Origin of the sequence: Bradyrhizobium sp. SEMIA, from assembly GCF_014844175.1 — a bacterium.
GTDB lineage: Bacteria > Pseudomonadota > Alphaproteobacteria > Rhizobiales > Xanthobacteraceae > Bradyrhizobium > Bradyrhizobium arachidis.
In genome coordinates, this window is sequence record NZ_CP046601.1 from 5429793 (window position 1) to 5455607 (window position 25815).

Genomic DNA, 25815 nt, shown 5'->3' on the forward strand with positions numbered 1-25815 from the left:
ATCAACAGAAGGAAGCACAGATGCCGTCACCCTATACATTCGCCGATCCGCGGCTGGCAAAACTCGACGGGTTCAAGGTCGAGATCGATGAGGCGCATGAGCGCGCCGACATCATCTTGGGGAGGCCACCCTATAACGTCGTGGCGATGCCGCAGCGCGACCAGCTGCGGCTGACCTTCGAGACGCTGGACGAGGATCCGCGCGTGCGCGTGATCGTGGTGCGCGGAGAGGGCGAGCATTTCTCCAGCGGCGGCAATATCGGCGGCTTCATGGAGGCGAGCCCCGAGCACGTCTCCAAGCTCGCCTGGAACATCGCTGCTCCGGCGCGCTGCGCCAAGCCTGTGATCGTCGCCAATCGCGGCTATTGCTTCGGTGTCGGCTTCGAGCTGTCGCTGGCCTGCGATTTCCGTATCGCCTCCGAGACCACGCAATACGCGCTGCCGGAGCAGAAGCTCGGCCAGATCCCGGGCTCGGGCGGCTCGGCACGCCTGCAGAAGATGGTCGGCATCACGCGCACCAAGGACATCGTGATGCGCTCCAAGCGCATCTCGGCCAAACAGGCCTATGAGTGGGGTATCGCCACCGAATGCGTGCCGGATGCCGAGCTGGAGAAGGCGACCGACAAGCTGGTCGACGAGCTCCGCACCTTCTCCCCGCTGGCGCAGCGCACGGCCAAGAAGCTCCTCAACGACACCGAGGACTCGACGCTCGCCATTGCCATCGAGCTCGAGGGCCACTGCTACAGCCGCCTACGTCAGTCCGAAGACTTCAAGGAAGGCGTCGAGGCCTTCAACGCCAAGCGTCCGCCGAAATTCGTCGGCCGCTGACACGCGATCCAACGAACTGCCGCGGTTCGCAATGGCGCGGACCGCGGCGCCATTCAAACGGGGGAGGTAAAACAACATGGCTGAGATGGATATGCCGGTCGCGGGTGCACAGGCGTCCGCAGACAACAAGCAGATGGTCAACGCGATCATCGCATCGGTGCTCGGATGGGCGCTGGATCTGTTCGATTTGTTCATTCTGCTCTACGTGGCGCCGGTCGTCGGCGCGCTGTTCTTTCCGTCGAGCAATGCGGCGCTGTCGCTGGCCGCGGTCTATGGCTCGTTCGCCGTCACGCTGCTGATGCGGCCGCTCGGCTCGGCAGTGTTCGGTCATTATGCCGACGTGCACGGCCGCAAGCAGGCCATGCTGATCGCCATCATCGGCGTCGGCGTCAGCACCGCGGCGTTCGGCCTGCTGCCGACCATCGCGCAGGTCGGTGTGATCGCGCCGATCGTGTTCCTGATCCTGCGCCTGGTGCAGGGCGTGTTCGTCGGCGGTGTCGTGGCCTCGACCCACACGATCGGCACCGAGTCCGTGCCGCCGCAATGGCGCGGCGCAATGTCGGGCCTGGTCGGCGGCGGCGGTGCCGGCATCGGCGCGCTGCTCGCGTCCTTCATCTTCCTGATCACGTCCTCGGTCTTCCCCGGCGATGCCTTCGCGGTGTGGGGCTGGCGCTTCATGTTCTTCTCGGGGCTGCTCAGCTCGCTGCTCGGCTGGTTCATCTTCCGCAACCTCGAGGAATCCCCATACTTCAAGGAGCTCAAGCGCCAGCAGGGCAACAAGCAGGCGAAGGTCTCGAAGGCGCCGGTGAAGGACGTGTTCTCCGGCGAATATCGCGGCGTGCTGCTGGTCAATTTGCTCATCACCTTCGGCGGTGGCGCCGGTTACTACCTGACCTCCGGCTACCTGCCGAGCTTCCTGAAGGTGATCAACGCGGTCCCGAACCAGACCTCGTCGCTGATCCTGATGGGCGCGAGCGTGTCGGCGTTCTTCTCCGCGGTGCTGGTCGGCGCGCTCAGCGACTGGATCGGCCGCAAGAAGACGTTCCTGCTGATCGGCGCGCTGGCGGCCGTGCTGCTGCCGCTGTGCTATCTCAATCTCGCCGCCACCAAGGACACGACGCAGATCACGCTTCTTGCGCTCGCGATCGCCTTCATCGGCAATGCCGGCTACGCGCCGGTGCTGATTTTCCTGAACGAGCGCTTCCCGACCGCGCTGCGCGCGAGCGGCACGGGCCTGTCCTGGAACATCGGCTTTGCGCTCGGCGGCATGATGCCGACCTTCGTCTCGCTGGTGAGCGCCAGCCCGGCGCAGATCCCGATGTCGCTGGCTTATTTCGCGGTCGGCGTGTTCGTGGTCTATCTGATCGGAGCCGTCGTGATCCCCGAGACCAAAGGCAACTTCCGCTGAGCCAAATCGGCGCGGCTGCGCAAGCGGTCGCGCCGATCCATCGAATTGCGCGAAGAGACGGGAATGGATGGACTGCATTTCGACGACGTGATCGTCGGCGGCGGGTCGGCGGGCTGCGTGCTCGCCAATCGGCTTTCCGCCGACGCACGCCGCCACGTGCTGCTGATCGAAGCCGGAATGGACACGCCGCCCGAGGCGACGCCTGCAGAGATCCTCGACAGCTATCCGATGCCGCTGTTCTTCGGCGACAAGTACATCTGGCCCGGCCTGTCGGCGGCCGCGGGCCGTAACGCCGAGGGCAAGCCGGTCGTCCGTGCCTATGAGCAGGGGCGGGTGATGGGCGGCGGCTCCAGCATCAACGTGCAGTCCGCCAATCGCGGCCTGCCGCGCGATTACGACGAATGGCACGAGCTCGGTGCACGCGGCTGGGGCTGGACGGACGTGCTGCCATATTTCCTCAAGCTCGAGACCGATCTGGATTTCGGCGGCGCGCTGCATGGCAGAGGCGGCCCGATTCCGATCCGCCGCATCGCGCGCGAGGCCATGCCGGCGTTTTGGCCGCGCGGCGGGCGAGGCGCTGTCGGCGACCGGCCTGCCGTTTCGCAAGGACCAGAACGCCGAGTTCGAGGACGGCATTTTCCCGCCGGCGTTCTCGAACCGCAACGACCGCCGCGTCTCCACGGCCGCCGGCTATCTCGATGCGGCAACGCGGGCGCGGCCGAACCTGACCATTTGGGCCGGCAGCGAGGTCGAGCAGCTCCAGCTCGATGGCCGCCGCGCGAGGAGTGTGGTGGTCGCGCGTGGTGGGCAGAAGCTCACCGTCGGCGCCGGCCGCGTGATCCTCACCGCCGGCGCGCTGCAATCGCCCGCGATCCTGATGCGGGCGGGCATCGGCCCGGGGCCTGCGCTGCAGGCGCTCGGCATTCCCGTCGCCATCGACCTTCCCGGCGTCGGCGGCAATCTGCGCGATCATCCCGCGCTGACCTTCTGCCAATATTTGCCGCGGCGGTTGCGGTTGCCGCTGGCCCGGCGCCGCCCCAATTTCACGGCCATGCGGTTCTCGTCGGGACAGCCGGGCTGCGATCCCTCCGACATGTACATCACGGCCTCGGCCCGCGGCGGCTGGCACGCGCTGGGCACGCGGCTCGGGCTCTATTTCCTCTGGTGCAACCGGCCGTATTCGAGCGGCTCGCTCACGCTGGCGAGCCAGGATCCGAAGGCCTATCCGGTCGTCGATTTCAATCTGCTGTCCGACGAGCGTGATGTTGAGCGGCTCGTCTCAGCCGTCCGGCTGCTGGCAAGGCTCGTGGTGCATCCGCAGCTCAATCCTGAGGCCGGCGATTTCTTTCCCGCCTCCTATTCCCCGCGCATCAAGCGCCTCAGCCGTTACGGCACCGCCAATCGCATCGTCGCCTCCATCCTCGGTCCGATGCTCGACGTGCCCGCGGGTCTTCGGCAACTCCTGATCCGGCTGGTGCTGCTCAACGGCACCGCCTTCCAGGCGACGCTCGCGGACGAGCGCGCGCTCGAAGCCTTCGTGCGGCAGAGCGTGTTCGGCGTCTGGCATCCCGTAGGGACCTGCCGCATGGGCGATCCCGCCGACAGGATGGCGGTGGTCGATCCCGGGGGCAGGGTGATCGGCAGCGAGAACGTCTATGTCGCAGACGCCTCGATCATGCCGCGGCTGCCGACGGCCAATACCAACATCCCCGTAATCATGGCCGCCGAGAAGATCAGCGATGCGTTGCTGCGGCATCATTGATCCCTTTTCGTTTGGCCCCTTTCAGTGTAGCTCTGCGCCGGCTTGAAACGGCGGGCGCCAAGCCCGCCGATGCGCGAAATCATGGAGGCAACGAGGATGTATCCGAAAGTTCAAATGTTCATCGCCGGCGAGTGGACCGACGGCACGTCCGGCAAGTCGGAGGACATCCTCAATCCCGCCACCGGCCAGCCGATCGGCAAGACCCCGCACGCCTCGAAGGCGGACCTCGACCGCGCGCTGGAGGCCGCCAGGGCCGGCTTCGAGGTCTGGCGCAAGACCTCGCCGTTCGATCGCTACAAGCTGATGCGGAAAGCGGCCGACATCATCCGCTCCCGCGCCGCCGAGATCGCCCCCGTGATGACCATGGAGCAGGGCAAGCCGGTGGTGGAAGCGCAGGGCGAGACCATGCTGGCCGGCGACCTCATCGACTGGTTCTCAGAGGAGGCCCGCCGCGCCTATGGCCGCATCGTGCCGCCGCGGATGGGCAACGTCTCCCAGCTCGTGACCAAGGAGCCGGTCGGCCCGGTTGCGGCGTTCACGCCCTGGAATTTCCCGATCAACCAGGCCGTGCGCAAGATCTCCGCTGCGCTCGCTGCGGGCTGCTCGATCATCGTGAAGGGCCCGGAAGAGACACCCGCGAGCTGCATGGAGCTGGTGCGCGCCTATGCGGATGCCGGCATTCCGCCCGGCGTCGTCCAGCTGGTGTTCGGCGTTCCGTCAGAAGTGTCGGAATATCTCATCCCGCATCCGATCATCCGCAAGATCAGCTTCACCGGCTCGACCGCGGTCGGCAAGCATCTGGCCGCGCTCGCCGGCCTGCACATGAAGCGCGTCACCATGGAGCTCGGCGGCCATGCGCCGGCGATCGTGTTCGCGGATGCCGATCTCGACAACGCCGCGAAGATTTTGTCGGCTAACAAGTTCCGCAATGCCGGCCAGGTCTGCGTCTCGCCGACGCGCTTCCTGGTGCACGAAAGCGTCTATAAGCCCTTCGTCGACAAGTTCGTCGCAGCCGCCAAGAGCCTCAAGGTCGGCAATGGCCTCGACAAGGACACCCGCATGGGCCCGCTGGCGAACCCGCGCCGCGTCGACGCCATGGAAGGTCTGGTCTCCGACGCCGTCCAGCGCGGCGCCAAGGTGCAGGCCGGCGGCAAGCGCATCGGCAATGAAGGCTTCTTCTTCGAGCCGACCGTGATCACCGACGTGCCGCGCGATGCCCGCATCATGAACGAGGAGCCGTTCGGCCCGCTGGCGCCGATCACGTCGTTCCGCAGCTATGACGAAGTGGTTGCCGAAGCCAACCGTCTGCCTTACGGCCTTGCGGCCTACGCCTACACCACCTCGACTAAGACGATGCAGGCGATCGGCTCTGACATCGAGAGCGGCATGGTCTCGATCAACCATCACGGCCTCGCGCTGCCGGAAGTGCCGTTCGGCGGCATCAAGGATTCCGGCTACGGCTCCGAAGGCGGGCTCGAGGCGATCGAGGGTTACCTCAACACCAAGTTCGTCACGCAGGCGAGCGCGTAAAACCCGCGCAACGTCCCATCACAAGGCGCGTCACGCCAGGCCGTGACGCGCCTTTCTCTTTTTTGCGGTCACGGAGGCCTCCCGGAACAACACCGGCACGAGGTGTGAAGCGAAGGATGCCGATTAGGGCGAACGGCATGAAATCTGCTTGGGTGGAAAAACGGCGCGAGGCTGCGTTATGCTGCGCGCGCCGGTGGGCTCCTGAGCCTGCGATCCCCAGCCTCGTCAAGAAATCCGGAAATCGCCGATGCGTATCGTCAACGTTGCCGCCGCCCAGATGGGCCCGATCCAGAAAGCCGACAGCCGCGAGGTCGTGGTCAAGCGCATGATTGCGCTGATGGATGAGGCCAGCGCCAGAGGCGCCGACCTGATCGTCTATCCTGAGTTGGCGCTGACGACGTTCTTCCCGCGCTGGTACGTCGAGGACCGGGCCGAGTTCGACAGCTGGTTCGAACGCCAAATGCCGAACGCTGCGACGAGGCCGCTGTTCGAGCGTGCGGCGCAGCATCGGATCGCGATGAATTTCGGCTATGCCGAGCTGACGCCCGACGGCCATCACTTCAACACGGCGATCCTGACCGACAAGTCTGGCAAGATCGTCGGCAAATATCGCAAGGTCCATTTGCCGGGCCATGCGGAATACGACGCCAATCGGTCGCACCAGCATCTGGAGAAGCGCTATTTCGAGCCGGGCGATCTCGGTTTCAACGTCTGGCGCGAGCTGGGCGGCATCATTGGCATGGCCATCTGCAACGACCGCCGCTGGCCCGAGACCTATCGCGTCATGGGCTTGCAGGGCGTCGAGATGGTGCTGATCGGCTACAACACGCCGTCGGAGAACGCGGAGAGCCGCGAGGAGGGCATCGAGAAGCGCATGTTTCATAACCGCCTCTCCGTGCAGGCCGGCGCCTACCAGAATGCGAGCTGGGTGGTCGCGGTGGCCAAGGCCGGCGTCGAGGACGGTCACGCCTTGTTTGGCGGCAGTCTCATCGTCGATCCCAACGGCGAGATCGTTGCCGAGGCTGAGACCGAAGGCGACGAGCTCCTTGTCCATCGTTGCGATCTCGATGCCACGACTTTTGGCAAGACCACGATCTTCAATTTCGCACAACACCGCCGCATCGAGCATTACGGTCTGATCACCAGCCGGACCGGCGCAGTGCCGCCACCTGAGAAGTGACGCCCCGGTCTTCCCGCAAAATGGCGATCACGTAGCTCAGGCCGCGTCCGTGCTGCTGTGCCATGACCGGCTAAGAAGTCGATGAGATCCCGCTGGCGAAGGCCCGGATAGTGGCATACCATTTGCTTGCAAATGGGCTCGGTTTCACTTGCCCTTGGCCAAAGAAAAGCTGGCATCACGGCATTACTGGGAGGACTTCATGGATCGCAGGACCGTATTGAAGGGACTGGCTGGCGCGGGCGGTCTGGCATTGACGGGCCTTTCGGCCCCGGCAATCGCCCAGGGCGCCGCGGCGCGCACCCTGCGCTTCGTGCCCCAGGCCAATCTCGCCAATTTCGACCCGATCTGGGGCACGCAATATGTCGTGCGCAACGCCGCCGCGCTGGTTTGGGATACGCTCTACGGCATCGACGCGCAGCTGCAGCCGCAGCGCCAGATGATCGAGTCCGAGGAAACCACCGACGACGGCAAGATCTGGACCTTCAAGCTGCGCCCGGGCCTCAAATTCCATGATGGCGAGCCGGTGCTGGCCAAGGACGTCGTCGCCAGCCTGTCACGCTGGGCGGCGCGCGATCCGATGGGCCTGATGATCATCGCGATCCAGCAGGAGCTGACGGCTGTCGACGACCGCACCTTCAAATGGGTCTTGAAGCAGCCCTTCCCGAAAATGCTCTACGCGCTCGCCAAGAACAACGCGCCGTGCTCCTTCATCATGCCGGAGCGCATCGCCAAGACCGATCCGTTCAAGCAGATCACCGAGTATGTCGGCTCCGGGCCGATGAAGTTCGCCAAGAGCGAGTGGGTGCCCGGCGCCAAGTCGGTGTTTGAGAAGTTCACCGATTACGTGCCGAGGCAGGAGAAGGCGTCCTGGCTCGCCGGCGGCAAGAACATCTTGGTTGATCGCGTCGAATGGATCGTGATGCCTGATCCGGCAACCGCCGCCGCGGCATTGCAGAACGGCGAGGTCGACTGGTGGGAGAACCCGATCGCGGATCTCGTGCCGGTCCTGAAGAAGAACAAGAACATCAGCGTCGATATCGGCGATCCCCTCGGCAATATCGGCTCGTTCCGCATGAACCATCTGTTCGCGCCGTTCAACGACGTGCGGGCGCGGCGTGCGGTGCTGATGGCGCTGAGCCAGGAAGACTATATGCGCGCCATCGTCGGCGACGACACCGCGCTGTGGAAGCCGCTGCCTGGCTTCTTCACGCCTGACACGCCGGTCTACAGCGAGCTGGGCGGTGAGATCCTCAAGGGCAAGCGCGATTTCGACGCCGCCAAGAAGCTGCTCGCCGAGAGCGGCTATTCCGGCCAGCCGGTGACCTGCCTCGTGGCGCAGGACCAGCCGATCACGAAGGCGCAAGGCGACGTCACCGCCGACCTGCTCAAGAAGCTCGGCATGAATGTCGACTTCGTTGCCACCGACTGGGGCACGGTCGGCTCTCGCCGTGCGGCGAAGACGCCGCCGGGACAGGGCGGCTGGAACATGTTCCACAGCTGGCATGCTGGCGCCGATTGCATCACGCCCGCCGCCTACACCGCCATCCGCGCCAACGGCGACAAGGCCTGGTTCGGTTGGCCCAACAGCCCGAAGACCGAGAAGGAGATCACGGCCTGGTTCGACGCCAAGAATCTCGAGGAGGAGAAGGCCGCGATCGGGCAGGTCAACAAGGCGGCGCTCGAGGATGTCGTCTACGCGCCGACCGGCTTCTTCTTGACCTACACGGCCTGGCGCAAGAACGTCTCCGGCATCACCAAGGGGCCGCTGCCGTTCTTCTGGGGCGTGTCGAAGTCCGCATGATCGCGCGCTGAGGCCAGATGCTCTCTTACATCCTCCGTCGCATCGTCGCGACCTTGCCGGTAATGGCGATCGTCGCGCTGTTCGTGTTCAGCCTGCTTTACATCGCGCCGGGTGATCCCGCCGTGGTGATCGCGGGCGACCAGGCAAGCCCGGAGGATGTGGAGCGCATCCGCCAGAGCCTCGGCCTCGACCGGCCGTTCCTGATCCAGTTCGGAAGCTGGGTCTGGCGCATCCTGCACGGCGATCTCGGCACCTCGATCTTCACCAATCTGCCGGTCTCGGCGATGATCGGGCAGCGTCTCGGGCCGACGCTGTCGCTGATGATCGTCACGCTGTTGCTCACCATCGTGGTGGCGGTGCCGCTCGGCGTGGTGGCGGCGTGGAAGGCCGGCAGCCTGATCGACCGCGCGATCATGGGCTTTGCCGTGTTCGGCTTCTCGCTGCCGGTGTTCGTGGTCGGCTACATGCTCGCCTACATCTTCGCGCTCGAACTGGAATGGCTTCCGGTGCAGGGCTATACGCCGCTCAACCAGGGCTTCTGGCCCTGGCTGGAGAACCTGATCCTGCCGGCGGTCGCGCTCGGCTGCGTCTACATCGCGCTGGTCGCGCGCATCACCCGCGCCGCGATGCTCGAAGTGTTGCAGCAGGACTATATCCGCACCGCCAAGGCCAAGGGCCTCGGGCAGGGCGGCATCCTGTTCATTCATGCGCTGAAGAACGCGGCGGTGCCGATCGTGACCGTGATCGGGATCGGCATCGCGCTGCTGATCGGCGGCGCGGTCGTCACCGAAAGCGTGTTCGCGATTCCCGGCCTCGGCCGGCTCACGATCGACGCGATCCTGCGCCGCGACTATCCGGTGATCCAGGGCATCGTGCTGCTGTTCAGCTTCGTCTACGTCCTCGTCAACCTGATGATCGACGTCATTTATACGCTCGTTGACCCGAGGATCCGCTATTGACCGATACCACCGTCAATCCGCAATCGCTTCCGGCCGGCCTCGTCCTCGCGCCGCAACTGCCGGAGATCCTGCGCCCGGTCACGATCCGGCGCGGTTTCATCGGCCTGTTGCGCGGCCATCCCACCGTTGCCATCGGCGGCGCGCTGCTGCTGCTGCTCGTCCTGATCGCGGTGTTCGCTCCCTATCTCTGGACGGTCGATCCGACTGCGCTGGCGCCGGCCAAGCGCACGCGGGCGCCTTCGGCCGATTTCTGGTTCGGCACCGACGTGCTCGGTCGCGACATCTACTCGCGCGTGCTGTTCGGTGCGCGGGTCTCGCTGACGGTCGGCCTGTCGGTCGCGATCTTCGCGTCCGCGGCAGGTCTTGCCATCGGCATGGTCTCGGGCTTCATCCGCTGGGCCGACGGCATTTTGATGCGCTTCATGGACGGGTTGATGTCGATCCCGCCGATCCTGCTCGCGATCGCGCTGATGGCGCTGACGCGCGGCAGCGTCGGCAACGTCATCCTCGCGATCACCATCGCCGAGATTCCGCGAGTTTCTCGTCTTGTTCGTAGTGTGGTGCTGTCGCTGCGCGAGCAGCCCTACGTGGACGCGGCCGTCGCCTGCGGCACGCGCACGCCGATGATCATCCTGCGCCACATCCTGCCCAACACGGTCGCGCCGATGCTGGTGCAGGCGACCTACATTTGCGCCAGCGCCATGATCACCGAGGCGATCCTGTCCTTCATCGGCGCGGGCACGCCGCCCACCATTCCGTCCTGGGGCAACATCATGGCGGAAGGTCGCGCGCTGTGGCAGGTCAAGCCTTACATCGTGTTCTTCCCGGCGGCTTTCCTGTCGATCACCGTGCTCGCCGTGAATTTGCTCGGCGACGGCCTTCGCGATGCGCTCGATCCGCGCATGGCCAAGCGTCTTTAGATGTCCCGAGGCTGACCGCGATGGCGTTGTTAGAGGTCGAGAATCTGCAAACCCACTTCCGCACCCCGAGCGGCATCAACCGCGCGGTGGACGGGGTGTCCTTCCACGTCAACGAGGGCGAGACGCTGGCGATCGTCGGCGAGTCCGGCTGCGGCAAGTCGGTGACCTCGATGTCGCTGATGCGCCTGATCCCGGAGCCGCCCGGCAGGATCGCGGGCGCCATCCGCTTCGCCGGCAAGGATCTTCTCGCGCTCTCCGATCGCGAGATGCGCGCGATCCGCGGCAACGACATCTCGATGATCTTCCAGGAGCCGATGACGAGCCTCAATCCGGTGCTGACCGTCGGCCGCCAGATCCGCGAGACGCTGATGATCCATCAGGGCCTGGACAAGCAGGCCGCGGAAGCGCACGCGATCGAGATGCTGACGCTGGTCGGCATCCCCGAGCCGAAGCGGCGCGTGCGCGAATATCCGCATCAGCTCTCCGGAGGCATGCGCCAGCGCGTGATGATCGCGATCGCGCTCGCCTGCAATCCAAAGCTCCTGATCGCCGACGAGCCGACCACCGCGCTCGACGTGACGATCCAGGCGCAGATCCTCAAGCTGATGCTGGACCTGAAGCGCCGGGTCGGCGCGGCCATCATCCTCATCACCCACGATCTCGGCGTCGTCGCCGAGATCGCCGAGCGCGTCATGGTCATGTATGCCGGCCGCAAGGTCGAGGAGGCGCCGGTCGCGGAGCTGTTCCGCTCGCCGCGGCATCCCTATACGCAGGGCCTGTTAGGTGCGGTGCCGAAGCTCGGCTCCTCGCTCGCGGGCACCGCGACGCGGCTTGCCGAGATTCCCGGACAGGTGCCTGATCTGCGCAAGCCGATCATCGGCTGCGTCTTCGCCGGCCGCTGCGCGCTCGCAACCGATCTCTGCCGGCAATATGCGCCGGGCCTGGAAGAGAAAGGCCCGCGCCACATTGCCGCCTGCCACTACGCCGCCAAGGGGGCGGTCGCGGCATGAGTGTTCCGCTGCTCCAGGTCAACGACCTCAAGAAGCATTTCCCGATCAACAAGGGCCTCTTCGGGCGACAAACCGAATTCGTCTATGCGGTCGACGGCGTGTCGTTCGAGATCGCGCGCGGCGAGACGCTGTCGCTGGTCGGCGAGTCCGGCTGCGGCAAGTCGACGGTCGGCCGCGCCATCCTGCGGCTGTTCGACATCACCGCAGGGCAGGTGATCCTCGACGGCCAGCGCATCGACGACGCCCATCCGAGCACGATGCGCCAGATGCGCCGCCGCGTGCAGGTGGTGTTCCAGGATCCGTTCTCGAGCCTCAACCCGCGCATGCGCGTGCGCGACATTCTCGCCGAGCCGATCCGTAATTTTGGTCTGGCCAAATCCGCGGAGGATCTCGAAGTCCGCGTCACCGCGCTGATGGACACGGTGCGCCTGCCGCGGGAGGCGCTGAACCGCCGGCCGCACGAATTCTCGGGCGGCCAGCGCCAGCGCATCGGCATTGCCCGGGCGCTCGCGGCCGAGCCCGAGCTGATCGTCTGCGACGAGGCGGTCTCCGCGCTCGACGTCTCGGTCAAGGCGCAGATCGTCAATCTCTTGCAGGACCTTCAGCAGAAATTCGGCCTGGCACTGCTGTTCATCAGCCATGACCTCGCCATCGTCGAGCACATGACCCACCGCGTCGCGGTGATGTATCTCGGCAAGATCGTCGAGGTGGCGCCGCGCCGCGAGATCTTTGCCGCGCCAAAGCATCCCTATACGAGGGCGTTGCTCTCGGCGGTGCCGCTGCCCGAGCCCGGCGCGAAGCGCAATCCCATCATCCTCGGCGGCGACGTGCCGAGCCCGATCAATCCGCCGAAGGGATGCCGTTTCCACACCCGCTGCCCGCTCGTTTTCGACCGCTGCCGCACCGAGGAGCCGACGCTGCGCGCGATCGGACCAGCGCAGTGGGCGGCATGTCACCTTGCGGAGGAAGTGGAGGGGCTTTAGCCCTGCCGGCGCAGGAAGCCGGTGATCGTGACCTTCTCCCAGATGCCCGCTGCGGCAAAGGGATCGGCGCGGTTGAAGGCTTCGACCTCGCTGCGGCCCGGCGCATCGATCAGGAACAGGCTGCCGATCATGGTCTGGCCGTCGTCGGACACCAGCGGCCCCGACATCACGATCCTAACGCCGAAGCGCGAGGTGTCGCTCAGGAAAGCCTTGTGGGCGTCGTAATTGGCGAGCCGCGTCGGCAGCGCGCCGGCGCGGTCGACGGCGTGAATAGCGAACAGCATGATGTCTCCGTTTCTTGGCTCAGTTCTTGGGACGGCCGCGAGTGCGGCCGTCCGTATTTGCGGTGATTGGTTGGTCTATTTGGCGCCGAGCTTGCCGGCGTCCTCGAAGGTCGGGCAGGTGCGCTGCTCGAGCGGCACGTCGAACGGCTGGTAATTGTCCTTGGTGATGACGGTCGGCTTCAGCACGATCTCGCTGATGACGGGCTGGTTGCGCAAGGAGCGGATCGCCATCATGGTGCCGAGACAGCCTTGCGCGAACCCGTTGTAGTCGCCGCTGGCGAGCAGCTTGCCTGACTTGATCGCGTCGATCGCCTCCTTGGTGCCGTTGATGCCGATCACCTGCGCCTTGCGGTTGGCACCGTCGAGCGCCTCGATCGCGCCGACCGCCATGGCGTCGTTGGCAGCCAGCACGCCGTCGATCTGCGAATTCGACTGCATCAAATTCTCCATGACCTGAAGCGCCTGGAGCCGCTGATAGTTGCCGGGCTGCGAGGCCAAGAGCTTGGCGCCGGGGTTCTCCTTGATCGCGTCGTTGAAGCCGCGGACGCGGTCGACATTGGTCAGCGAGCCCTTGACGCCCTCGATGATGACGATGTTGCCCTTGCCGCCCAGCGTCTTCAGCAGGAAGCGCGCGGTCTCCAGCCCAAGGCTGTAATCGTCGGCGCCGACGAAGGAGAGGAACTTGCCGCCCGCCGAGCGATCGGTGATGTTGACGACCGGGATCTTGGCTTCGTTGATCTTCTCGACGCCCGGCACCATCGCCTTGTAGTCGACCGGCGTGAACACGATCGCGCTCGGCTTCTTCACCACGACGTCCTCGATCTGGCTGAGCTGCTCGGGGATCGAGTCGGGCTTGGTCGGGATGTATTGCAGCGTCTTCGCGTTCAGCGACTTCGCCATGTTGTCGGCGCCGACCCGCACTGTCTGGAAGAACGGGTTGGTCTGGTTCTTGGTGAAGACGGCGATGGTCTCGCCGTCGGCGCGCGCCCCAGTCGTGAACGCGGCCGCCATCAGCAGCGGCAGCGCAAAGGAACACGTCGAGTAGCCCAGTGTCAGTTTCATAGTGCCTCCATCCCTCATTTTGCTTGTTGGATTTCTAAGTGCTCATTGCGCGCGGCGGCGGGTCTTCATGTCGAGCCAGACCGCGAGAATGACGATGATGCCTGTCACCAGCGGCTGCCAGTTGGCGCTGACCGAGAGCAAGTTCATGCCGTTCAGCACCAGCGTCAGGATCAGCGCGCCGATGAAGGTGCCGAACACGGTGCCGACGCCGCCGAACAGGGAGGTGCCGCCGATCAGAACGGCCGCGATCGCGGGCAGCGTCAGGCTTTCGCCGATGTCGGCCTCGGCCGAATTGAGCCGCGACAGGAAGATGATCGAGGCGAGCCCGGCCATGGTGCCTGAGACCGCGTAGACCAGCAGCAGGCGCCGCGCGACGGGAATGCCGGAGAGACGGGCGGCGACCGGATTGGCGCCGATCGCATAGATCTCCTGGCCCCAGATCGTCCGCTGCGCAAACAGCGTCCCGATCCCGAGGAACACCAGCAGCAGGTAGACCGGAATGGGCAGACCGAACAGATAGCCGCTGCCGATCTGGCGGAAGCCTGCGGGGAAGCCGTGCAGGGTCTCGCCCGCCATGTACCAGTAGGTGAGGCCGTTCAGCACCCAGAGCATGCCATAGGTGGCGATAAAGGAGGGGATGCGGAGTGCCGTGACCATGATGCCGTTGAGGAGACCGACGATGCCGCCGCAGGCGAGGCCGGTGAGGATGCCGAGCGCCGGCGAGCCGGTCTTGTGGATCACGGTCCCGGCGATGCAGGCCGACAGCGCGACATTGGCGCCGACGGAGAGATCGAGGCCGGCGGTCAACACCACCAGCGTCAGGCCGGAGGCGATGAAGAAGGTCAGGCTCGCTTGCCGCAGCACATTGAGGATGTTGCCGAGGCTCAGGAAGGAATCGCTGAGCACGGCGAGCACCGCGCAAATCAGAAGCGCCGCGAGCAGGCGGTAGAACAGCTGGATCGCGTCCTGCGACAGGAACGAGCGGGGCGGCGCGATCGCCTCTTTGCTGATATCGGTCATGCGCGGCTCCTGAGGCCGTCGAGGAACAGGGCAACGATGACGAGGACACCGACGCTTGCGACCTGCACCGAGGACGGCAGCGAGATCAGGTTCAGCCCGTTGCGCAGCACGCCCACGGAGAGAACGCCGAGCAATGTGCCGAGCAGCCAGCCATTGCCGCGCTCGAACGAGGTGCCGCCGACCGCGACGGCGGCGATGGCATCGAATTCGAGGCCGAGGCCGGCGGTCGGGTGGCCGGAATTCATCCGCGCCGTCATCAGCAAGCCCGCGATGCCGGCCATGGCGCCGCCGATCGCGTACACCGCGATCAGCAGCTTGTTCGGCGAGAGACCGGCATAGCGCAGCGCCTCGCGATTGCCGCCGAGCGCGAAGATGTAGGTGCCGAAGCGGGTGTGATAGAGCAGGCCGTGGAACACCGCATAGGTCACCAGCGCCATCACGATCGGCACGGGCACGCCGAGCAGCGTCGCCGAATAGATGTCGCGCACGCTGTGGGGGATGCCGACCACGCTCTGGCCGTCGCTGACGATCAGCGACAGGCCCTGCGCCATGCCGAGCGTGCCGAGGGTCGCGACGAAGGGCGGGATACCGAGGATCGCGACCAGCCAGCCATTGGCGATGCCGAAAGCCGCGCCGACCAGCAGGCCGGCGCCGAGGCCGAGCAGCATCGATTTGGTCGCGAGCGACACGATCGCAACGCAAAGCGAGGTCAGCGTCAGCACCGCGCCCATCGACAGGTCCAGGCCCTCGGTCATGATGATCAAGGTCATCGGCAGCGCGAGCATGGTCAGGATGGTCGACTGCACCAGCACGTTGGAGAGGTTGGCGGCCGACAGGAAGCCGGGCGCGATGGCGCTGAACAGCGCGATCAGCAGCACCAGCACGATGGCAACGCCGGGAATGCGCTGCAGTGGATTGGGTTGTGATACGACCGCGGCTTCACGCATGATGCATCCCCAGTCGCACGATGTTCTCCTCGGTCAGTTCGTTGCGGGTCAGATGCCCGGCGATGCGCCCCTCGCGCATCACATAGGCGCGGTCGCAGACATGGCAAATCTCGACCTGCTCGGACGAGATCATCAGGGCCGCTGCGCCTTCGGCCACCAGCCGGTCGATCAAAGCGAAGATCTCGGACTTGGCGCCGATGTCGATGCCCCGCGTCGGCTCGTCGAAGATGAAGAGCTTCGAGCCGGCCGCCAGCCACTTGCCGATCACGACCTTCTGCTGGTTGCCGCCGGAGAGCAGGCCCACGGTCTGCCGCGCGCTGGGCGTGGCAATGCGCAGCTGCCGGATTAGACCGTCGGACGTGCGCTGCGCACTGCGCTGGTCGAACAGGCCGCTCGGGAACAGCTTTTTCAGCGCCGACACGACGAGATTGTCGCCGACCGAGCGAAGTAGCGCGAGCCCTTCGCTCTTGCGGCTCTCCGGGATCAGCGCGATGCCGCGGCGGGCGGCGAGATCGGGCTCGCCGGAGATGCTCTTGCCGTCGAAGATGATCTCGCCTGACGTCACGGGATCAGCGCCGAAGATCGCGCGCGCGACCTCGCTGCGGCCGGAGCCGACCAGCCCGCACAGGCCGACGATCTCACCCCGGCGCACCTCGATGTTGATGTCGGAGATGCCGGTCGCCGCGGAGAGGCCCTTGACCTCGAGCAGCAGTTCGCCTGGCTTGTCGGCAAAGTTGCGCGGATAGGTCATGTCGACGTTACGGCCGACCATCATGCGCACGAGCTGGTCCGGGGTGACATCGGCGGGCTTGACGCCGTCGATGCGGCGGCCGTCGCGCAGCACCGTGATGCGGTCGCCGAGCGCGAACACCTCGGCCATGCGGTGGGAAATATAGACGATGGAGACGCCGTCGGCCTTCAGCCGCGCGATCAGCGCAAACAATAACTCGGTCTCGCGGTCGGACAGCGCCGCGGTCGGCTCGTCCATCACGAGGATGCGGGCGTTCTGGCTGATCGCCTTCGCGATCTCGACCATCTGCTGCTGTGCGACGCCCAGTTTGTCGACGGTGGTGGCGGGATCGATATCGAAGCCGATCGTGTCGAGCACGCGCTTGGCATCGGCCAGGATCCTGCGGCGGTCGATGGTGCCGGGGATGCGGCCCGTCGGCTCGCGTCCCAGGAAGATGTTCTGGGCGATGTCGAGATAGGGGACCAGCGAGAATTCCTGGAAGATCACGGCAATGCCGAGCTTCTGCGCATCCGCCGTCGAGGCGATCGCGACCTTCTCGCCCTTGTGGTAGAACTCGCCGGCGTCGGCGCGATAGGCGCCGCACAGCACCTTCATCAGGCTGGACTTGCCGGCGCCGTTCTCGCCGAGCAGCATATGCACTTCGCCGGGGTAGACGGCAAAGGACACGTCATCCAGCGCCTTGACGCCGGGAAACTCCTTGCTGATGCCGCGCAGCTCCAGCAATGGCGTTGGCGAGGTGACCTCGATCGGAAGCGCGTCGCTCATGCCTTGGCTCCGCCTGCGAAAATCTTACCCGGGTTCATCAATCCATTCGGATCGAGCGCGCTCTTGACCTGCCGCATCACGTCGACGGCGTCGCCGAGCTCGTCAATGAGATAATCGATCTTGCCGAGCCCGATGCCGTGCTCGCCGGTACAGGTGCCGTCCATGGCGATGGCGCGGGCGACCATGCGGGCCTGCAGCGCTTTGGCGCCTTCGGCTTCATCCGGCTTTACCGGATCGATCAGGATCAGCATGTGGAAATTGCCGTCGCCGACGTGGCCGACGATCGGCGCGGTGAAGCCGTGTTCGTCCGCGTCGCGCCGCGTCTCGGTCAGGCATTCCGCCAGACGCGAGATCGGCACGCAGACATCGGTAATCACGGCGCGTGCGCCGGGCCGCAGGCCAAGGCCGGCATAGAGCGTGTTGTCGCGGGCATGCCAGAGTCGGCTGCGGTCTTCCGGCGCCTTCGCCCAGGCAAAGCCGTGGCCACCTTGGTCGGCGGCAATCGCCTGCGCAGCTTCGGCCTGCTCGGCAACGGAGCTTTCGGAGCCGTGGAATTCGAAGAACAGGGTGGGGGCCTCGCGATAACCCAGCTTGGCGTAGGCGTTGATGCCGCGCATCATGACGTCGTCGAGCAGCTCGATGCGCGCCACGGGGATCGCGGACTGGATCACGGAGATCGCGGTGTCGACGGCATCGTGCAGCGTGTCGAAGCTGCAGACCGCGGCCGAGATCGCCTGCGGTACGGGTTGCACCTTCAAGGTGATCTCGGTGATGACGCCGAGCGTGCCCTCGGCGCCGACGAACATGCGTGTCAGATCATAGCCCGCTGCCGACTTCCCTGCGCGCTTCGCGGTCCGGATCACGCGGCCGTCGGCCAGCACCACCTCGAGCGCCATGACATTGTCCTTCATGGTGCCGTAGCGCACCGCCATGGTGCCGGAGGCGCGCGTCGAGGTCATGCCGCCGATCGAGGCATCGGCGCCGGGATCGATTGGAAAGAAAAGTCCGGTATTGCGCAGCTCCGCATTGAGCTGCTTGCGGGTGATGCCGGGCTGCACCACGACATCCATGTCGCTGTCGTGCACGCTGAGCACCTTGTTCATGCGAGCGAAGTCGAAGCAGACGCCGCCGGCGACTGCGGCCGCATTGCCTTCCAGCGAGGTGCCGGCGCCGAACGGGACGATCGGCATGCCCGCGCTTGCGCACAGCTTCACAATCTCCGCGACCTCCTGCGTCGTCTCGGGGAACACCACGATGTCGGGCGGCAAGTTGCGATAATGCGACTCGCTCTGCCCATGCTGATCGAGCACGCCGCGCGCAACGCTCGCCCGCGGGCCGATCATGCCGGTGAGGCGATCGGCCAATATGCTCGTGCTGACACGAGGTCCCATCCCAAAACTCCCGTCTGCTCCCTGTTGCCGGACTCTTGTCGGTCCGCTGCGTCGTCGATCGGCTTAGGCGGCTCTTGCGCTGCTCGCAACCTGCTTCAAGCCGAAATCATAGTTGAGATGAAAATACTCGCTGTCCACCATGCGACCATCCGGCGCACGGCCGGCGGGATGCCTCGTGAATTCGCGGATCAGGCTGTCCTTGACGCCGAACACCACGTCGGAGTCGAGATACTGATCGCCGGCAACGAACACGTGCGTGACGAGCTGCTCGAAGCCGGGCGCCGAGATCATGAAATGCACATGGGCGGGGCGCCAGGGATGGCGGCCCTGCGCCTCCAGCATCTCCCCGACCGGGCCGTCATGCGGGATCGGATAGGCCGCCGGCTTGATCGACCAGAAATGGAAGCGGCCATTGGCGTCGGTGTGGAAGCGCGCGCGCATCGCGAGATCGCCGATGTCGTCGAGCTGCTGCACGTCGTAATAGCCGTCATCGTCGGAGTGCCAGACGTCGACAACGGCGCCGGCTAGCGGCTTGCCGTCGACGGTCGAGACCGAGCCGGTGACCAGCATCGGATCGCCTTCCATCGGACCGGAGATATCGGCGCCGCTGTCCTTCTCCGGCGCGGCCTGGACGAAGAACGGGCCGAGTACCGTCGTCTCGGTTGCGCCTTCCGGTACCGGATGATTGATGGCGTCGACCAGCATGGAGACGCCGAGCGTGTCCGAGAGCAGGATGAACTCCTGGCGCTTGTCGTCGCACATGTGGCCGGTGCGGGTCAGGAAGTCGATGCCGTACTCCCATTCCTTCTGGGTCGGCCGCACCTCGCGGACGAAGGCGTGCAGGTGCCGCACCAGCGCTTCGCTGATTTGCTTGATCCGTGGCTCGGTTGCGTCCGCGATCCGCTCCAGCACCGCGTCCGTGATCGTGTTTTCGTTGAAGTTACGCATACGTATCTCCGCGATCAGAGTTTCGGTTCGCCGAGGCCGGACAGCCGCTCGAGATGCTTGACGGTCGCGATGAAATCGGTGTCGCCATCGCCCTGTGCGACCAGCGAGCCATAGGTCTCGCGCACTTGCGCTGCGAGCTGCAGCGGCACGCCGACGGCGTGACCGGCACCAAGGATCAAATCGAGGTCCTTGGCCATCTGCTTGCAGGAGAAAGTGGACTCGAAATCCCGCGTCCGCAGCGGCGCGGTCTTGTACTTCACCATGGGCGACGCCACCGCGCTGTCGTCGAGCACCTTCAGGATGTCCTGCCAGGCGATGCCGCCCTTGCGCGCCAGCGCCAGGCTCTCCGCCATCATCGCCGCGGACACCGCGATCATCAGATTGACCGAGAGCTTTGCGTAGCGCGCTTCCTCGGCCGGCCCGAGATAGGTCTGGGCACGGGTGAAGGCAGCGAACAGCGGCTTTGTGTTCTCGAACGCGTCCTTCGGCCCCGAGACGAAGCAGGTCAGCGCGCCCGTGTGCACGATGCTGGCATTGCCGGAGACCGGCGAGCGCAGATACGCAATGCCGCGCGCCTGCGCGGCGGCAGCAACCTCGCTGGAAGCCTCGACGCTGACGGTGCTGGTTTCGATCAGAACAGAGTCTGCAGCCATCGCGGCAATGAGGCCGCTCGGGCCTAGCAGCGCGCCACGCAGGGCGGCGTCATCGGGCAGGGAGGTCACGACCGCCGCCTTGCCGTTCACCGCCTCGGCGGGCGAGGCGGCGATAGATATGCCTTGCGTACGCGCCTCACTGATCCGGGCCGCGCTCTGATCGAACGCGGTGACCGCATAGCCTGCCTTGGCGACGAGCACCGACATCGGCAGACCCATCTTACCGATCCCGATGAAAGCAACATTCTTCGCAGCGTCTGTCATTGTCGTTGTCCGTTGGCGCCTTCAGGCGGCGCGTCCTTGTCTTTCGATGTCCTGCACCAGCCGCCGGCCGGATTGCGCCAGCAGCTCCTTCTTCGTCTCCAGCCCCTCGGCCAGCAGCTTGCCGCTCCGCTTCTTCCAGGCACCGCCGATCATGACGGCCTCGATATTGGCAAGGCTCGTCTGCATCACGACGGTGGCGACGGGATCGTGCACCGGATGGAGATTGAGATCTGTGGCGTCGATGATGGCGAGGTCGGCGAGCTTGCCCGGCGTCAGCGAGCCGATCTGGTGCTCGCGGCCGAGCATGCGCGCGCCTTCCGTTGTGATCCAGCGCAGCGCCTCGCGCACGGGAATTGTGGTCGTCGCCGGAATGGTGCCGCTCGCTTTGCGCGACTCCGCATTGTCGAGCGCTCGCTGCATGGAGAGTGCAACGCGCGCGGCGGAGAAGAGATCGCCGGCCAGCACGGATTCGAGGTCAATGCCGATGGTCGGACGCGCGCCGCGCTTGAGCAGGCGTCCGGTGATCGGAAAGCCGTGGCCCTGGATCATCTCGTTCTCCGGCGTGACGGAGAAGGACACACCGAGATCGATCATCCGATCGAGCAACTCATCAGGCAGATCGTTGCCATGGACGATGTTGATCCCGGGGCCAACGAGGCCGGCCTCGATCAGGTTCTCCCAACCGCCGGGCGTCTTGGCCGGACCGCCGCCCTGATGCATTGATGCGATCAGCTTCAGTTCCCGCGCCAGACGGAAATCGTGCATGGCGACGTCGAGTGTCGAATAATGCGGGCCCAGGATCGCAAGCCCGAGCGTGACGAGACCGTCGCGGTCGGCGAGGGGACCCGCCAGCAGCCGCTCGACCTCGCGGCGCGGATGCGGCACTTCCGAGAAATGCGGCTCGCCCGGTTTCGGCTCCGGCTTCGGCGAGCCATGGAAGAAGGCGGCGCGGATGCCGCTCTCGATCAGGCCGCGCACGGCCGCGTCGGTATGATCAGGCGTCGGGTTGTTGTGACACCAGTCGACCAGCGTGGTGACGCCGTGGTTGATCTGGTTCAGCGCGCCGACGAGCGTCGCGATATGGATGTCCTCGGGCCGGAACACGGTCGCAAGGCCCGCATGCATGCGGCGGAAATATTCCAGCAGCGTCCAGTTCGCGGCAAAGCCGCGCAAGCCGGTCTGCCAGGTGTGCATATGCGCGTTGATCAGGCCGGGAATGACGATGCGGCCTTTGCCGTCGACAATCTCCGTGTCGGCCGCGACGTCGATCGATGGCCGCACGTCGACGATCCGGCTGCCCTCGACCAGCACGTCGCCAGTGCCGAGGTCGCCGATCGCCTCATCCATGCTGATGACGGTGGCCGATCTGATCAGGGTGCGCCGCATCGCCTCACGCCGCCGCTTTGATGGTAGCAGGCGGATCGCCGGCCCAGGCGCGCGCGATCAGGTCGCGGATGGCATTGCGCTCCAGCGGGCGCGGGTTCCAGTAGGCGTTGGTGACGGCAAGATCCGCCGCCTTGTCGATGCCGCTCTCGGGCATGCCGACATCGCGCAGCGCCAGCTTTGCACCCAGCCGCTTGGCAAGGTCGTAGAGTCCTTGCGACGCGTCGGCAGCACCAATCGCGCGGGAGATGCGCGCCATTGCGTCTGGCACGGCAGGCGCGTTGTAGGCGAGCGCATGCGGCAGCACGATGGTGTGGGTCTCCGCATGCGGTAGGTCGAACGTGCCGCCCAGCGTATGGCAGAGCTTGTGATGCAGCGCCATGCCGACTGTGCCGAGGCAGACGCCGCACAGCCAGGCGCCATAGAGCGCTTCGGTGCGGGCCTCGCGATCATCGCTCTTGACGCTAATAGCGGGCAGGGCGCGCGCCAGCGCACGGATGCCTTCCTCCGCCATCAGCGACGTCACTGGGTTGGTGTCGCGGGCGTAAAGCGCTTCCACCGCATGAGCAATGGCGTTAATGCCTGAGGTCGCTGCGAGACCAACCGGCAGCGTCAGGGTCAGATCGACGTCGTAGATCACGGTCTCCGGCAGTATCGCCGCATCGCGCACCGTGGTCTTCAGACCGTTCTCGGTCTGGCCGACGATCGGCGTCATCTCCGAGCCGGCATAGGTGGTGGGAATGCAGAGCTGGTTGACGCCGGTGCGCAGCGCGAGGGCCTTGCCGAGGCCGGTGGTCGAGCCGCCGCCGAGCGAGACGACGCAATCGGCCTCGCACGCCTTCATCGCCGCGAGCGCCCGTTCCGTGACCTCGACCGGCGTGTGCATGGTCGCGCCGGGAAAGATGCCGGCATAGAGCGGGCCGAGCGCGGCACCAAGATTCTTGCCCTGCGCCTCCTGCTGCGGCGTCGTCAGCACCAGCGCGCGCTTGCCGCCGAGCCGTTCGACCTCGGTCTTCGCCGAGGCCAAAGTTCCACTGCCGAACACGACGCGGCAGGGCAGGTTTTCAAAGGTGAACGAACCGATCATGCGCCGGTCTCTTTGATGGGATAATCGACCTGGAAGCGTCCGATCCGCAAGTCGCCCAGTGCCTCGCGGACGCGCAGGTGCTCCGGGTGGTTGGCATAGGCGCTGAGCGCCGCCTGGTTGGTGAACTCCGAGAACAGCACCACGTCGCAGGCGTAGTCGACCGCGCTGACGTCCATGCCGACCTCGATGTGGGTGAGGCCGTCGATCCGGCCCTTGAGGCCCTCGAACAGGGTCTTGACCTTCAGCCGGGCCGCGGACCGCTCTTCGGGGGTCTCCCCGCGCAGCCGCCACATCACGATGTGCCTGATCGGGCCCGACATTTCCTGATTTCCTCGCCTGCCATTGTGTGTTGTTGGAGTCATTTTGCCTTGCAGAAAGCGGAAATAAAGGCCAATCTTCGTAAGTCTCTTTTCCTCTTTCCGCAAAAATGGACCGGCTGCTCCAACTCGAAGTCTTCTCCAAAACCGCCGAGCTCGGCAGCCTGTCCAAGGCCGCCGAAATACTGCGGATGTCGAACGCGGCCGCCAGCCGTCATCTCAGTGCGCTGGAGGAGCGGCTTGCGGTCCGCCTGATCGAGCGCAACACCCGCCGGCAATGGCTCACCGAAGCAGGGCAGGAGCTGCTGCAGCGCTGCAGCACGCTGCTCAACGAGCTCGCCGAAGCCGAGGACGCCGTTTCCGACCGCGCGCTGTCGCCGAAGGGCATGCTGCGCGTGACGTCTTCGCTGTCCTTCGCGATGATCTATCTCGCGCCGATGCTGCCGGCCTTCCGCGCGCTCTATCCCGATCTCAGCGTGCAGATCATCAGCGCAAACCGCTATCTGGATTTCATCGAGGCGGGCATCGATGTGGCGATCCGCACAAGGGAGCATGAGCCGGATTCCAACATCGTCGTCCGCCGCATCGGCCAGATGCACCGCGTGCTGGCGGCGGCTCCCTCATATCTGGAGAAGCACGGCCGGCCGGAGCATCCGGCCGATCTCGCCCGCCACAACATGCTGATCTACAACCTCGCCAACGATCCTTATTCGCTGCGGCTGAGCAAGGGCAACACGACGCAGACGGTGCGGATCGCGCCGACGCTCGACAGCAATGATGGCCAGATCATCTGCGGCGCGGCGCGCGCGGGGCTCGGCATCCTGATCCAGCCGCTCTACATCGTGCAGAGCGACATCGCGGCCGGCCGGCTGGTGCCCGTCCTGAGGGGCTGGGAGCTGCCGCTGCTCACCATGAACATCGCCTATCAGAACCGCGTCAGGCTGCCGGCCAAGATCAGGGTCTTTTCCGACTTCCTCGTCAGCCACATCCGCGAGCATTCGGAGCCCGGGATCTGGATCGACGCGACCAAGTGAGCGGAGAGCATCCATGTATCTCGGCATCGATCTCGGGACCTCCGCGGTCAAGACCGTTCTCGTCGACGATGCCCAGCGCGTGATCGCAAGCGAGAGCCGGCCGCTTGCGACGGCCTCGCCGCAGCCAGGCTATTGTGAGCAGGACCCCGCGCAGTGGATCGATGCGACCTTCGCCACGCTGGACGCCCTGAAGGCGAGCCATGCCGGCGCGCTCGCGGCGGTCGAAGGCATCGGACTATCAGGCCAGATGCATGGCGCCACGCTGCTCGATGCGGGCGGAAAGCCGCTGCGGCCCTGCATCCTCTGGAACGACGGACGCGCGGCCGCGGAGTGTCGCATTCTGGAACGACGCTGGCCCGCCTTGCGTGTGACGACGGGCAACAAGGCGATGCCGGGCTTCACCGCACCGAAGCTGCTGTGGATTGCGACGCACGAGCCTGAAACATTCGCGGCGACCAAGCTCGTTCTGATGCCAAAGGCCTATTTGCGCCTGGTGCTGTCAGGCGAGGCCGTCGAGGACGTCTCGGACGCATCGGGATCGTTGTGGCTCGACGCCGCGCGCCGGGACTGGTCGGACGCCGCACTGGCCGCCACGGGCCTGTCACGTAGTCACATGCCGCGCCTGGTCGAGGGATGCGCGCCTGCATCGACGCTGCGCAGCGAGCTCGCGCAACGTTGGGGCATGCGCAGGCAGCCGGTGATCGCGGGCGGTGCCGGCGACAATCCGGCGGGCGCCGTCGGCATCGGCGCGATCCGGCCGGGAACCGCCTTCGTGTCGTTGGGAACTTCGGGGGCCCTGCTGGCGCCGACCAGCGCGATCGCCGCCAACCCGGATCGCGCGGTGCATACATTCTGTCACGCCGTTCCCCGGGCATGTGGATTCAGGCCGGTGCGATTCTCTCGGCCGCCTCCTGCCTGGCCTGGCCGCGCGCCTGTTCGGCGCCAGCGAGGCCGAGTTGCTGGCGCCGCTCGGATCGCACCCGCGGGCGCCGTCGCCGGTGAGCTTCCTGCCTTATCTCGCCGGCGAGCGGACGCCGCACGACGATCCCTTCGTGCGCGGCATGCTCGATGGCTTGAGCCATGGCACCGATCGCGGGGCGATCGTGCAGGCCGTGCTCGAAGGCGTTGCCTTCGCGCTCGCCGATTGCCGCGACGTGCTGGCCGAAGCCGGCATCGCGATTGCGGAGGCCGATGTCATTGGCGGTGGTTCGCGATCCCCGTTCTGGCTCTCGGTGCTGGCGAACGTGCTGAATGTTCCGGTCCATCGTTTTGCCGGAGGTGAAACCGGCGCGGCGTTCGGTGCGGCGAGATTGGGGCGGCTTGCTGTCACCGGTGAGGCGGTCGCCGCCGTATGCACGCGACCGCAGCGCGTCGAGACCTTTGAACCCGACGCAAAGCTGGTCGATGCCTATGCCGAGCGGCTTCCCGCCTGGCGCGAACTGTATCGGCCGCGCCACTAGCGCCGCTTCGATGTTGCCTTCCCGTGTGTTCGGTATTGCCCTGCGCCGCGGCCTTTTGTTTAATACGTG

The 25815-nt window shown here is 65.7% G+C and carries 22 protein-coding genes and 2 pseudogenes; 13 read left to right on the forward strand and 11 right to left on the reverse strand.

The genetic code is table 11. The features are described 5' to 3' along the window. Window positions 1-20: 20 nt before the first annotated feature. From FOM02_RS26440 to FOM02_RS26490, 11 genes and pseudogenes are all read left to right on the forward strand, one after another. Entirely contained in the window at window positions 21-827 is an 807-nt protein-coding gene (locus tag FOM02_RS26440) for an enoyl-CoA hydratase/isomerase family protein (RefSeq protein ID WP_027558985.1), read from the forward strand. Between the two features lie 76 nt (window positions 828-903). Continuing rightward, entirely contained in the window at window positions 904-2235 is a 1332-nt protein-coding gene (locus FOM02_RS26445) for an MFS transporter (protein WP_027558986.1), read from the forward strand. A gap of 63 nt (window positions 2236-2298) precedes the next feature. Then, window positions 2299-2712 (forward strand): annotated as a pseudogene (locus FOM02_RS26450) (GMC family oxidoreductase N-terminal domain-containing protein); the annotation flags it as partial. Window positions 2713-2731: 19 nt separating this feature from the next. Beyond that, complete coding sequence (locus FOM02_RS26455) at window positions 2732-3997, forward strand: GMC family oxidoreductase (RefSeq protein WP_265440122.1); 1266 nt, start codon at window positions 2732-2734, stop codon at window positions 3995-3997. 81 nt (window positions 3998-4078) lie between these two features. Next, window positions 4079-5527 (forward strand): NAD-dependent succinate-semialdehyde dehydrogenase, encoded by a 1449-nt coding sequence (locus FOM02_RS26460; protein ID WP_027558988.1) that lies wholly within the window; start codon window positions 4079-4081, stop codon window positions 5525-5527. Window positions 5528-5774: 247 nt separating this feature from the next. Continuing rightward, window positions 5775-6707: an N-carbamoyl-D-amino-acid hydrolase gene (locus FOM02_RS26465; protein ID WP_027558989.1), complete on the forward strand. Its 933-nt coding sequence runs from the start codon at window positions 5775-5777 to the stop codon at window positions 6705-6707. Window positions 6708-6906: 199 nt separating this feature from the next. Further along, window positions 6907-8508, forward strand: a complete 1602-nt coding sequence (locus FOM02_RS26470) for an ABC transporter substrate-binding protein (RefSeq protein ID WP_027558990.1) — start codon at window positions 6907-6909, stop codon at window positions 8506-8508. 17 nt (window positions 8509-8525) lie between these two features. Then, window positions 8526-9467, forward strand: a complete 942-nt coding sequence (locus FOM02_RS26475; protein ID WP_027558991.1) for an ABC transporter permease — start codon at window positions 8526-8528, stop codon at window positions 9465-9467. Next, window positions 9464-10387 (forward strand): ABC transporter permease, encoded by a 924-nt coding sequence (locus tag FOM02_RS26480; protein WP_027558992.1) that lies wholly within the window; start codon window positions 9464-9466, stop codon window positions 10385-10387. The genes FOM02_RS26475 and FOM02_RS26480 overlap by 4 nt, the downstream gene beginning before the upstream one ends. Before the next feature lie 20 nt (window positions 10388-10407). Beyond that, window positions 10408-11397 carry an ABC transporter ATP-binding protein gene (locus FOM02_RS26485; RefSeq protein WP_027558993.1) on the forward strand — a complete coding sequence of 330 codons (990 nt, stop codon included), beginning with the start codon at window positions 10408-10410 and terminating at the stop codon, window positions 11395-11397. Next, entirely contained in the window at window positions 11394-12380 is a 987-nt protein-coding gene (locus FOM02_RS26490; protein ID WP_027558994.1) for an ABC transporter ATP-binding protein, read from the forward strand. Before FOM02_RS26485 ends, FOM02_RS26490 begins: the two co-directional genes overlap by 4 nt. On the opposite strand, the gene FOM02_RS26495 is transcribed toward FOM02_RS26490, so the two are convergent. The 11 genes from FOM02_RS26495 to FOM02_RS26545 form a co-directional block, all read right to left on the reverse strand. After that, complete coding sequence (locus tag FOM02_RS26495) at window positions 12377-12664, reverse strand: YciI family protein (protein ID WP_027558995.1); 288 nt, start codon at window positions 12662-12664, stop codon at window positions 12377-12379. The genes FOM02_RS26490 and FOM02_RS26495 overlap by 4 nt on opposite strands. A 75-nt stretch (window positions 12665-12739) precedes the next feature. Beyond that, a complete protein-coding gene (locus tag FOM02_RS26500) occupies window positions 12740-13726 on the reverse strand; it encodes a sugar ABC transporter substrate-binding protein (protein WP_027558996.1) in 987 nt (328 codons plus the stop codon). Window positions 13727-13768: 42 nt separating this feature from the next. Then, window positions 13769-14746 (reverse strand): ABC transporter permease, encoded by a 978-nt coding sequence (locus tag FOM02_RS26505; protein ID WP_027558997.1) that lies wholly within the window; start codon window positions 14744-14746, stop codon window positions 13769-13771. Beyond that, complete coding sequence (locus FOM02_RS26510) at window positions 14743-15693, reverse strand: ABC transporter permease (RefSeq protein ID WP_027558998.1); 951 nt, start codon at window positions 15691-15693, stop codon at window positions 14743-14745. The genes FOM02_RS26505 and FOM02_RS26510 overlap by 4 nt, the downstream gene beginning before the upstream one ends. Then, entirely contained in the window at window positions 15686-17209 is a 1524-nt protein-coding gene (locus FOM02_RS26515; RefSeq protein ID WP_027558999.1) for a sugar ABC transporter ATP-binding protein, read from the reverse strand. The genes FOM02_RS26510 and FOM02_RS26515 overlap by 8 nt, the downstream gene beginning before the upstream one ends. Continuing rightward, complete coding sequence (locus tag FOM02_RS26520; protein ID WP_265440123.1) at window positions 17206-18600, reverse strand: FAD-linked oxidase C-terminal domain-containing protein; 1395 nt, start codon at window positions 18598-18600, stop codon at window positions 17206-17208. The genes FOM02_RS26515 and FOM02_RS26520 overlap by 4 nt, the downstream gene beginning before the upstream one ends. Before the next feature lie 63 nt (window positions 18601-18663). Continuing rightward, entirely contained in the window at window positions 18664-19548 is an 885-nt protein-coding gene (locus FOM02_RS26525; RefSeq protein ID WP_027559001.1) for an intradiol ring-cleavage dioxygenase, read from the reverse strand. A 14-nt stretch (window positions 19549-19562) separates the two neighbouring features. Beyond that, window positions 19563-20465, reverse strand: a complete 903-nt coding sequence (locus tag FOM02_RS26530) for an NAD(P)-dependent oxidoreductase (RefSeq protein ID WP_027559002.1) — start codon at window positions 20463-20465, stop codon at window positions 19563-19565. Between the two features lie 21 nt (window positions 20466-20486). Then, a complete protein-coding gene (locus FOM02_RS26535; protein WP_027559003.1) occupies window positions 20487-21851 on the reverse strand; it encodes an amidohydrolase family protein in 1365 nt (454 codons plus the stop codon). Window positions 21852-21855: 4 nt separating this feature from the next. Further along, entirely contained in the window at window positions 21856-22935 is a 1080-nt protein-coding gene (locus tag FOM02_RS26540) for a maleylacetate reductase (protein WP_027559004.1), read from the reverse strand. Next, window positions 22932-23255, reverse strand: a complete 324-nt coding sequence (locus FOM02_RS26545) for a Dabb family protein (RefSeq protein WP_027559005.1) — start codon at window positions 23253-23255, stop codon at window positions 22932-22934. Before FOM02_RS26545 ends, FOM02_RS26540 begins: the two co-directional genes overlap by 4 nt. Before the next feature lie 107 nt (window positions 23256-23362). On the opposite strand from FOM02_RS26545, the gene FOM02_RS26550 reads away from it, so the two are divergent. Both FOM02_RS26550 and xylB read left to right on the forward strand, forming a co-directional pair. Next, window positions 23363-24286, forward strand: coding sequence for a LysR family transcriptional regulator (locus tag FOM02_RS26550; protein WP_027559006.1), 924 nt, complete (start codon window positions 23363-23365; stop codon window positions 24284-24286). A gap of 13 nt (window positions 24287-24299) precedes the next feature. Then, window positions 24300-25746 (forward strand): annotated as a pseudogene (xylB, locus tag FOM02_RS26555) (xylulokinase). The last annotated feature ends 69 nt before the right edge of the window (window positions 25747-25815 follow it).

Bases quoted from the DNA above. Each gene is read 5' to 3' on its own strand.
- FOM02_RS26440 (WP_027558985.1), top strand. From the start codon at position 21: ATGCCGTCACCCTATACATTCGCCGATCCGCGGCTGGCAAAACTCGAC.
- FOM02_RS26490 (WP_027558994.1), top strand. From the start codon at position 11,394: ATGAGTGTTCCGCTGCTCCAGGTCAACGACCTCAAGAAGCATTTCCCG.
- FOM02_RS26495 (WP_027558995.1), bottom strand. From the start codon at position 12,664: ATGCTGTTCGCTATTCACGCCGTCGACCGCGCCGGCGCGCTGCCGACG.
- FOM02_RS26500 (WP_027558996.1), bottom strand. From the start codon at position 13,726: ATGAAACTGACACTGGGCTACTCGACGTGTTCCTTTGCGCTGCCGCTG.
- FOM02_RS26535 (WP_027559003.1), bottom strand. From the start codon at position 21,851: ATGCGGCGCACCCTGATCAGATCGGCCACCGTCATCAGCATGGATGAG.
- FOM02_RS26460 (WP_027558988.1), top strand. From the start codon at position 4,079: ATGGAGGCAACGAGGATGTATCCGAAAGTTCAAATGTTCATCGCCGGC.
- FOM02_RS26550 (WP_027559006.1), top strand. From the start codon at position 23,363: ATGGACCGGCTGCTCCAACTCGAAGTCTTCTCCAAAACCGCCGAGCTC.
- FOM02_RS26520 (WP_265440123.1), bottom strand. From the start codon at position 18,600: ATGGGACCTCGTGTCAGCACGAGCATATTGGCCGATCGCCTCACCGGC.
- FOM02_RS26505 (WP_027558997.1), bottom strand. From the start codon at position 14,746: ATGACCGATATCAGCAAAGAGGCGATCGCGCCGCCCCGCTCGTTCCTG.
- FOM02_RS26455 (WP_265440122.1), top strand. From the start codon at position 2,732: ATGGCAGAGGCGGCCCGATTCCGATCCGCCGCATCGCGCGCGAGGCCA.
- FOM02_RS26530 (WP_027559002.1), bottom strand. From the start codon at position 20,465: ATGACAGACGCTGCGAAGAATGTTGCTTTCATCGGGATCGGTAAGATG.
- FOM02_RS26445 (WP_027558986.1), top strand. From the start codon at position 904: ATGGCTGAGATGGATATGCCGGTCGCGGGTGCACAGGCGTCCGCAGAC.
- FOM02_RS26545 (WP_027559005.1), bottom strand. From the start codon at position 23,255: ATGTCGGGCCCGATCAGGCACATCGTGATGTGGCGGCTGCGCGGGGAG.
- FOM02_RS26465 (WP_027558989.1), top strand. From the start codon at position 5,775: ATGCGTATCGTCAACGTTGCCGCCGCCCAGATGGGCCCGATCCAGAAA.
- FOM02_RS26470 (WP_027558990.1), top strand. From the start codon at position 6,907: ATGGATCGCAGGACCGTATTGAAGGGACTGGCTGGCGCGGGCGGTCTG.
- FOM02_RS26540 (WP_027559004.1), bottom strand. From the start codon at position 22,935: ATGATCGGTTCGTTCACCTTTGAAAACCTGCCCTGCCGCGTCGTGTTC.
- FOM02_RS26485 (WP_027558993.1), top strand. From the start codon at position 10,408: ATGGCGTTGTTAGAGGTCGAGAATCTGCAAACCCACTTCCGCACCCCG.
- FOM02_RS26525 (WP_027559001.1), bottom strand. From the start codon at position 19,548: ATGCGTAACTTCAACGAAAACACGATCACGGACGCGGTGCTGGAGCGG.
- FOM02_RS26515 (WP_027558999.1), bottom strand. From the start codon at position 17,209: ATGAGCGACGCGCTTCCGATCGAGGTCACCTCGCCAACGCCATTGCTG.
- FOM02_RS26510 (WP_027558998.1), bottom strand. From the start codon at position 15,693: ATGCGTGAAGCCGCGGTCGTATCACAACCCAATCCACTGCAGCGCATT.
- FOM02_RS26475 (WP_027558991.1), top strand. From the start codon at position 8,526: ATGCTCTCTTACATCCTCCGTCGCATCGTCGCGACCTTGCCGGTAATG.